General features: G+C 69.5%; 10 protein-coding genes and 1 pseudogene. 4 read left to right on the forward strand and 7 right to left on the reverse strand.

Annotated elements, in window-relative coordinates; all coding sequences use genetic code 11:
* From B1205_RS20960 to B1205_RS20980, 5 genes are all read right to left on the reverse strand, one after another.
* The coding region (locus B1205_RS20960) for a hypothetical protein (protein WP_140158123.1) at positions 1 to 388 on the reverse strand (388 nt) is incomplete at its 3' end.
* Positions 385 to 696: a hypothetical protein gene (locus tag B1205_RS20965; protein ID WP_089157168.1), complete on the reverse strand. Its 312-nt coding sequence runs from the start codon at positions 694 to 696 to the stop codon at positions 385 to 387. The genes B1205_RS20965 and B1205_RS20960, both read right to left, overlap by 4 nt.
* 262 nt (positions 697 to 958) lie before the next feature.
* Positions 959 to 1,585 (reverse strand): hypothetical protein, encoded by a 627-nt coding sequence (locus B1205_RS20970; RefSeq protein ID WP_140158117.1) that lies wholly within the window; start codon positions 1,583 to 1,585, stop codon positions 959 to 961.
* Between the two features lie 367 nt (positions 1,586 to 1,952).
* Positions 1,953 to 2,375 carry a hypothetical protein gene (locus B1205_RS20975; protein WP_089157170.1) on the reverse strand — a complete coding sequence of 141 codons (423 nt, stop codon included), beginning with the start codon at positions 2,373 to 2,375 and terminating at the stop codon, positions 1,953 to 1,955.
* A 95-nt stretch (positions 2,376 to 2,470) separates the two neighbouring features.
* Positions 2,471 to 2,698 (reverse strand): winged helix-turn-helix domain-containing protein, encoded by a 228-nt coding sequence (locus B1205_RS20980; protein ID WP_089157171.1) that lies wholly within the window; start codon positions 2,696 to 2,698, stop codon positions 2,471 to 2,473.
* A gap of 235 nt (positions 2,699 to 2,933) precedes the next feature.
* Here B1205_RS20980 and B1205_RS20985 point away from each other — a divergent pair, with 235 nt between their 5' ends.
* From B1205_RS20985 to B1205_RS21000, 4 genes are all read left to right on the forward strand, one after another.
* On the forward strand, positions 2,934 to 3,143 hold the full coding sequence (locus B1205_RS20985; protein WP_089157172.1) for a hypothetical protein: 210 nt from the start codon (positions 2,934 to 2,936) through the stop codon (positions 3,141 to 3,143).
* 53 nt (positions 3,144 to 3,196) lie between these two features.
* Positions 3,197 to 3,424 carry a hypothetical protein gene (locus B1205_RS20990; protein WP_254910104.1) on the forward strand — a complete coding sequence of 76 codons (228 nt, stop codon included), beginning with the start codon at positions 3,197 to 3,199 and terminating at the stop codon, positions 3,422 to 3,424.
* Positions 3,421 to 3,690 (forward strand): hypothetical protein, encoded by a 270-nt coding sequence (locus tag B1205_RS20995; RefSeq protein WP_089157174.1) that lies wholly within the window; start codon positions 3,421 to 3,423, stop codon positions 3,688 to 3,690. Before B1205_RS20990 ends, B1205_RS20995 begins: the two co-directional genes overlap by 4 nt.
* Positions 3,691 to 3,788: 98 nt before the next feature.
* Complete coding sequence (locus B1205_RS21000; protein ID WP_089157175.1) at positions 3,789 to 4,535, forward strand: aminoglycoside phosphotransferase family protein; 747 nt, start codon at positions 3,789 to 3,791, stop codon at positions 4,533 to 4,535.
* 332 nt (positions 4,536 to 4,867) lie between these two features.
* Here the strand turns inward: B1205_RS21000 and B1205_RS21005 are convergent, their stop codons facing one another.
* Together B1205_RS21005 and B1205_RS32025 are read right to left on the reverse strand one after the other, a co-directional pair.
* Positions 4,868 to 5,164, reverse strand: a complete 297-nt coding sequence (locus B1205_RS21005) for a hypothetical protein (RefSeq protein ID WP_089157176.1) — start codon at positions 5,162 to 5,164, stop codon at positions 4,868 to 4,870.
* An 80-nt stretch (positions 5,165 to 5,244) separates the two neighbouring features.
* Positions 5,245 to 5,844: pseudogene (locus tag B1205_RS32025) on the reverse strand (hypothetical protein); the annotation flags it as partial.

Consider the following 5,844-nt stretch of genomic DNA (forward strand, 5'->3'; position numbering starts at 1 on the left):
CGATGACGGGTAGGTCTCCGCCGTCGCCGTACGCCTTGCCCTCGCTGGTCAGCACACTGGCGTCATGATCGAGAACGGCCATCACCGCCGCCGCGAGGTCGACCCGGCCGGTGAGGCCGCGCCAGTAGGCCAACTCCTGCCAGTCCTCGCCCCACGTCGGCAGGACCGCGCAGGCGGGACGCTCCAGCAGCCGATGCAGCACCGCCCGGTCGGCCGGATCGTCGATCACCGCCAGAGCCTCGGCCACGACGACCGCCGGCACACCGAAGCGCACGCCGTCATGAGCGACCTCGTGCAGCGGTTCGGCCACATGCATCGAGCCCGCCACGTAGCCGACCAGCGCCGACCGGTCCAGCACCAGGCGGATCGGCGCTTCGGCAGCGGTCATGCCGCTGGCGCCTGACGGTCGTTCTCGTCGAGCATCTCCCGTGCCGCCCGGCGCGACCGGTCGCGCAAAGCCTGGCGGCGACCGGGTGACCATTCCTGCTCCACCTGGGCGCGCTGCGCCCGTGCACGGGCACGACCCTGTTCGGAGACGACCATCCCGCGCCGGGCGAGCTCGGCATCGAGGTCCTCGGCACGCATCCGCGCCCGTACGGCATCGACGACGTACGCGCTCGCGTTCGGCTCACGTTCCAAACGCTCCGCGACGTCCGCAGGCAGCGAGAAGGATTTCTTACTCACCGGTCCGGTCACACCAGAAAGCCTACTGGACCGCACCGACGATCGAGCGCACCACGCGGGTCAGCACCACCAACCCCACCACGGCGATCTTGCACTTGCTGCCTCGACAGAACGGCATACAAGTCGCGTCTCATGGACCGAAAGTGCAAGATCGACCCGCGCTAGTAATTCAACGTTGGAGCATCAGGGGCGTCGCCGCTCTAGGGGGACTGAGCTCTGTCTGGACCCACTCCACCAGGGAGTCGATCACCTCGGTAGACAACGGGCCCTCCGGTCAGAATGTCGTGGCGACCCTCTGTGCGATCACGCGCACGTCCTCAATCTGCAGCACACCGCCGCTCGGCAGGGTCTGATCGTGTGAGCAGAAAACGTCGATCCAGTCTGCCTCCGGCATGCTGACGAGCCCCGGGATCGTCATCGTCCGGTGCCAGCCGTCTGTGCCACCCCAGTCCTGGAGTTGACCACTGATAAAGATCAGCGTTCCGCGGGTCCGCATGAAACACCTGAACGAGGTGGGGATGTTCAGGCCGTTCGCGATCAGGACGGTGGCTGTGAGGCTCCACGATCCGGCGGGAAGCTTGTTGCCCGGCTGAAGCAGAGCCACCTCGGCTACCCCACCGGCGCGGGTCGGCCTGACGACCGCTCCGGATCCCCATTGGGTGGCACTGATCGTGGTGGAGTTCCAGACCAATTGCGTCTCGTCGGCCGCGCAGGTTCTCCCTTGTTGCGCATCGACCACCCGTAGGGCTCCACTACTGTTGTAGCAGCTGGTGATGACGCCGGTGGACGAGTGCGGGATGGTGGCCAGCGCCTGCGAGGAGGACAGCGTCACCATGACTACGGCCAGGGCCCCGAGGGTGGCACCCAGTCGACCTCTACCCGCCATGGTCGATTTTCTCATCCTGATCTCCCTTGGTGAACACGAGAAGGGGTGGGTGCCGCCAGCCGAAGCGATCATTCTTTATAACGACATCTCTGTTTTCAGCGACGGCTTATTCATTAATGTTCGTCGATATTGTTGGCCTGCCTAGCTGAAGTGCTGACAACGCTCGCCATCTGGCGAAGAGCGGTTTTCGGAGCGAAACATGACACAGCGTCTCGAGGGGTCGGGCTGGCCCCTGCACGCAGGCCGCCCCGAGCGGCCAACCAGCACGGCCCGCGAGGGGCCCCGGCCGCATCAATCAGTCCAGGCCCCCGCCGAACTCGACGCCGCCCGCAACCGCCTCACCGGGCACCACTGAGACCCGCCCCGGGGGAGAGCTGAGACCCTAGGGACTAGGTCGCGCCGCCGGGTGTGCCCGGGTGACGCCCTCGGCGATCGCGCGGAGCACGTCGGGGGCGGCCAGTACGGTCACGGCGACTCCGGGCACGGCGAGCCAGAACGCCTCTTCCGCACCGGTCAGGCCCGGGCCGTCGGGGTGGGTGAAGTCGGCGAGGTCCCAGGTGGCGGGGTCACGCTCGTGGTACTCGGCGAGGAACTCCCGCACCTCGTTCAGGTCGGTGAGACGCTCACCCCGGAGAACGTGCACCCGCAGGTCGACGCGGTAGCCGTCCTCGACCTGACGTTCCCAGACCCGGGTGGCGAAACTGACGTCCTCCCACTCGCTGGCGAAGTCCGACACCAGCTCGCCGACGCCCGGCGGCAGGTATCCGATGTGGAAGCCGTCCAGCTCCCCGCCATCACGCCCCATCCCGCCTCCCCCACGCGCTCCAGCCGCAGATCTTGGAAGGATATGGCCCCCGGGAGGGCCCTCCGCTTCCAAGATCTCTCAGACTTCCCCGCTCACTACGACGCCGGACGTTCGGCCACGAACACTCCGAGGCCGTGCACGCCTTCGACCCATCCCTGCGTCTGGAGCACCAGCACGGCCTGGCGCACCACGCCTGCCGACACGCCGTGCTCGACGCGGAGCTGCGCGGTCGAGGGGAGCTTGTCCCCCGGCGCGAGTTGACCGGACGCGATCTGCTCTCGGATATGGTCCGCGAGCTGCGCCCATTTGGGCTTGGCGGGCATGTCTTCTCCCTGGTCTGCACCGCCATTCGATCACAGCCAGGTGGTCAGGACAACTACGGACTAGTCTGTCGTTGACTTGTACAGACTACTATGACAAAGTTCGAGTCGACCTTCTCCTTGGTCTGCAAGCCCGGAGTTGGTCTGTTCCCACCCGCGCAGAGCGCTCGGCCGGCCATCCCCCGGACGGCCGAGCGTGCGTACCTGTCATCCGCGTCGCACCACGACGGGAGGCCCGATGGGCGAGCGCACCGACGACACGTCCCCCGAAGAGTCCTTCGCCTCGCCGCAGGACATCGAGGACGCTGAGGACATCCTCTTCGCACACCCGCCGCGCCGGGTCGTCCGTTGGGTGTGCGGTTGCGGCGAGGACTACCCCTGCCTGGAGGTGGTCTTCGCGCGCCTCGTCAAGGCCGCCGCCGTGACCGGTCCCGACGAGTCACGGTGAGCGCTCGTCCGATCAGGGCGGGAGACCTCCTCCGCCTCGACCGTGCGGCAAGCGTGCAGTTCTGGCACCCGATCACGGTACGTGTCATTCGCGAGATCGCCGATCGCCATCCGTTCGACGGTTGGGCGTGGATCGAGGCGTACGAGTTGGACGGCAGGGGTGACGCGGTCGCCAAGCGGGAGCTGTTCGTGCAGCCGGCCGGGCTGCGCTGGCTGGACACCGCAGCCAGCGACAGCCCTGCCCTCGCTCGCCCCGCCGCCCGGCTGCGGGTGCCGGCATGAGCACCGGCACACGTCCGCACGTACCGATGCGTCCGCTCTGGATCTGCAAGCGCTGCGCCCACCCGTGGCCGTGCGCGGAAGCGCGACTCGCCCTGCTGGCCGAGTATGCGGGTAACCGCATCGCCCTGTCGGTCTACCTGTGCGGGCAGCTCTACGACGCGGCGGTGGAGCTGCACCGACTCAACCCGGACGACGCCCCGAGCCCGCAGACGCTGTTCGCCCGGTTCGTCGGCTGGGCACCCCTGCGCTCGCCGCCTGATGCCTGACAGCCGGCTCTCGGGTGACCTGCTCCCACGAGATGCCGCTGATCCGGCCAGCGGGATATTCGGCGACATCGACGGCCGCCTCCGCCACGATGGCCGGTATGGACGAGGTTGAGGTCGTCGTCGCCCACCGCCAGCGCGCGACGCTGCGCGTCGGGGACGTGTTCCTGAAGGTCGACGGCGACCCGGCGCACGCCGACATCGAGGTGCGGGCGATGGCGCTGGCCCCGGTACCGACCCCGGCTGTCCGCTGGCACCAGCCGCCCGTACTCGCGATCGCCGCCGTGCCCGGCGCGGCGCTCGGCGTCCTCGGCGAACCCTCGGCCGCGTCGCCGGCGGCGTGGGCGGCGGCGGGCGCGGCCGTCCGGAGGTTGCACGACGCGCCGTTGCCGCCGTGGCCGGGCCGCAGCCTCGACGACGTGGCGGCCGAACTCGACCGGGAGTGCGCGGGCCTGCTCGCCGAAGCCGTCCTGCCCGCCGAGGTGGTCCGGCGCAACCGCGAGATCGCCGGGGCCGCGCTCCGGCCGTGGACCCCGGTGTTCATCCACGGTGACCTCCAGATCACCCACGTCTTCGTCGACGGCGACGAGGTCACCGGCGTCATCGACTGGTCCGAGGCCGCCCCGGGCGACGCCATGTTCGACCTCGCCACCCTCACGCTCGGACACGAGGAACGCCTGGACGACCTGCTCGCCGGCTACGGCTCCGACGTGGACCGGGACGTGATCCGGGGCTGGTGGTCACTGCGCAGCCTGGTGGCGTCGCGCTGGCTGATCGCGCACGGCTTCGACCCGGACGCGCCGGGGTGTGAGTTCGACGTGCTCCGAGCCCGGATGCGGGAGCCCTAGGAACGGGACGACATCGCCCACACGCCTCATGACTCACAGGCATAAATATGACCCAGAGGCATACGGCACGAAATGCTAGTGGCTTCCGGGGCCGTCACTCCGCGTCACCGTTGCTGGGTGAGCGCACGATGCCGTCCGCGATCGACCGGAGCGCGTCCGCGTCGGCCGCGTCGGGATCGACCAACACATCGACCGCGACTCCGGCTTGCGACATCCCGGCGGCCGGGGATCCTCACCGAGCTTGTCGATCGCCGCGGTGATGCGCCGTTGCAGCAGCCGGTCGAGCGCCGCGATCTGCTTCAGGGCTGGTCGGTCGATCTCCACCTGCCACGTCACAGATCAAGCTCCCGCTTGGCCTGCTCCCACGGGACGCCGCTCACCTGGCCGGCACGATAGGCCGCCAATCGATCAGCCGCGTCCGGCAGTTCCCGGAGATCGTCAAGCACGTCCTGCAATGCCTCGACCATGGCCCGAGCCAGTTCGTCGTCTTTGCCCGCCCGCACGCTGGCGATCCAGGTCTGGAGCAGCCGCTCGCCATTCGCCGGGTCGCTCTCGACGATCGGCTCCACCACCGCAAGCAGCCCGTTGACGATCACCTCGATGTCGTCCCGGGTGCGTTCGGCCGGCACGACCGCGGCGACGCGACGACCGCTGCGGGTGAGGTAGACGACGTTGCCGTCGACCGCCCGGTCCAGTCACCGAGATTCACCTATCGCCGAACGGTGCGGCAACCGGGATCCGGAACCGCGGCGTCGGCGACGCCGCAGTGGAAGACCTCGGTCGGGGCGGCGTCGACGTCGGGCACCTTCGCCACCGTGAGCAGGGCCAACCGTTTGGCGACCGGTTCGCCGGAGTCCGGGGCGTACCGGATCAGGCCGCTCACCCCCGGATAGCCGCCGGCGGCGTTCTGGCGCAGCACCTCGGCGTGCACGCCGACCGGGTTGACCGCGCGTGGCTCCCAGCGGCGACCGGTGTCGGCGTGCCGCAGCCGGGCGGCCAGGCTCTCCAGCGCGCGCACCATCATCATGGCGGCGTCGTAGGCGAGGCTGACCCGCTCGCCGACCGGCGGGCCGGTCCCCGCCCGGCAGCGCGGCGGGTCGAGCAGGTCGTCCGCGCCGATCCAGGTGAGGAAGCTGCCCCGGGCGTCGTCGCGGGCGGCCTGCGCGGCCCGCAGCGCGGCGCAGGTGGCCAGCGACGCCTTCGACACATAAGTGACCGGCAGGTTGCCCGGCGCGCTGGCCCGCAGCCCGGCATTCGCCATGTAGCGGTTCACCGAGTCGTCGGTGACCAGATGCCGGGGCGGGTCCGC

The sequence above is a fragment of the Micromonospora sp. NBS 11-29 genome (assembly GCF_002140155.1).
Taxonomy (GTDB): domain Bacteria; phylum Actinomycetota; class Actinomycetes; order Mycobacteriales; family Micromonosporaceae; genus Micromonospora.

What these genes read in the sequence shown, in the direction of transcription:
- B1205_RS20970 (WP_140158117.1), bottom strand. Translation starts at nt 1,585, where the DNA reads ATGAGAAAATCGACCATGGCGGGTAGAGGTCGACTGGGTGCCACCCTC.
- B1205_RS20975 (WP_089157170.1), bottom strand. Translation starts at nt 2,375, where the DNA reads ATGGGGCGTGATGGCGGGGAGCTGGACGGCTTCCACATCGGATACCTG.
- B1205_RS20980 (WP_089157171.1), bottom strand. Translation starts at nt 2,698, where the DNA reads ATGCCCGCCAAGCCCAAATGGGCGCAGCTCGCGGACCATATCCGAGAG.
- B1205_RS20985 (WP_089157172.1), top strand. Translation starts at nt 2,934, where the DNA reads ATGGGCGAGCGCACCGACGACACGTCCCCCGAAGAGTCCTTCGCCTCG.
- B1205_RS20995 (WP_089157174.1), top strand. Translation starts at nt 3,421, where the DNA reads ATGAGCACCGGCACACGTCCGCACGTACCGATGCGTCCGCTCTGGATC.
- B1205_RS21000 (WP_089157175.1), top strand. Translation starts at nt 3,789, where the DNA reads ATGGACGAGGTTGAGGTCGTCGTCGCCCACCGCCAGCGCGCGACGCTG.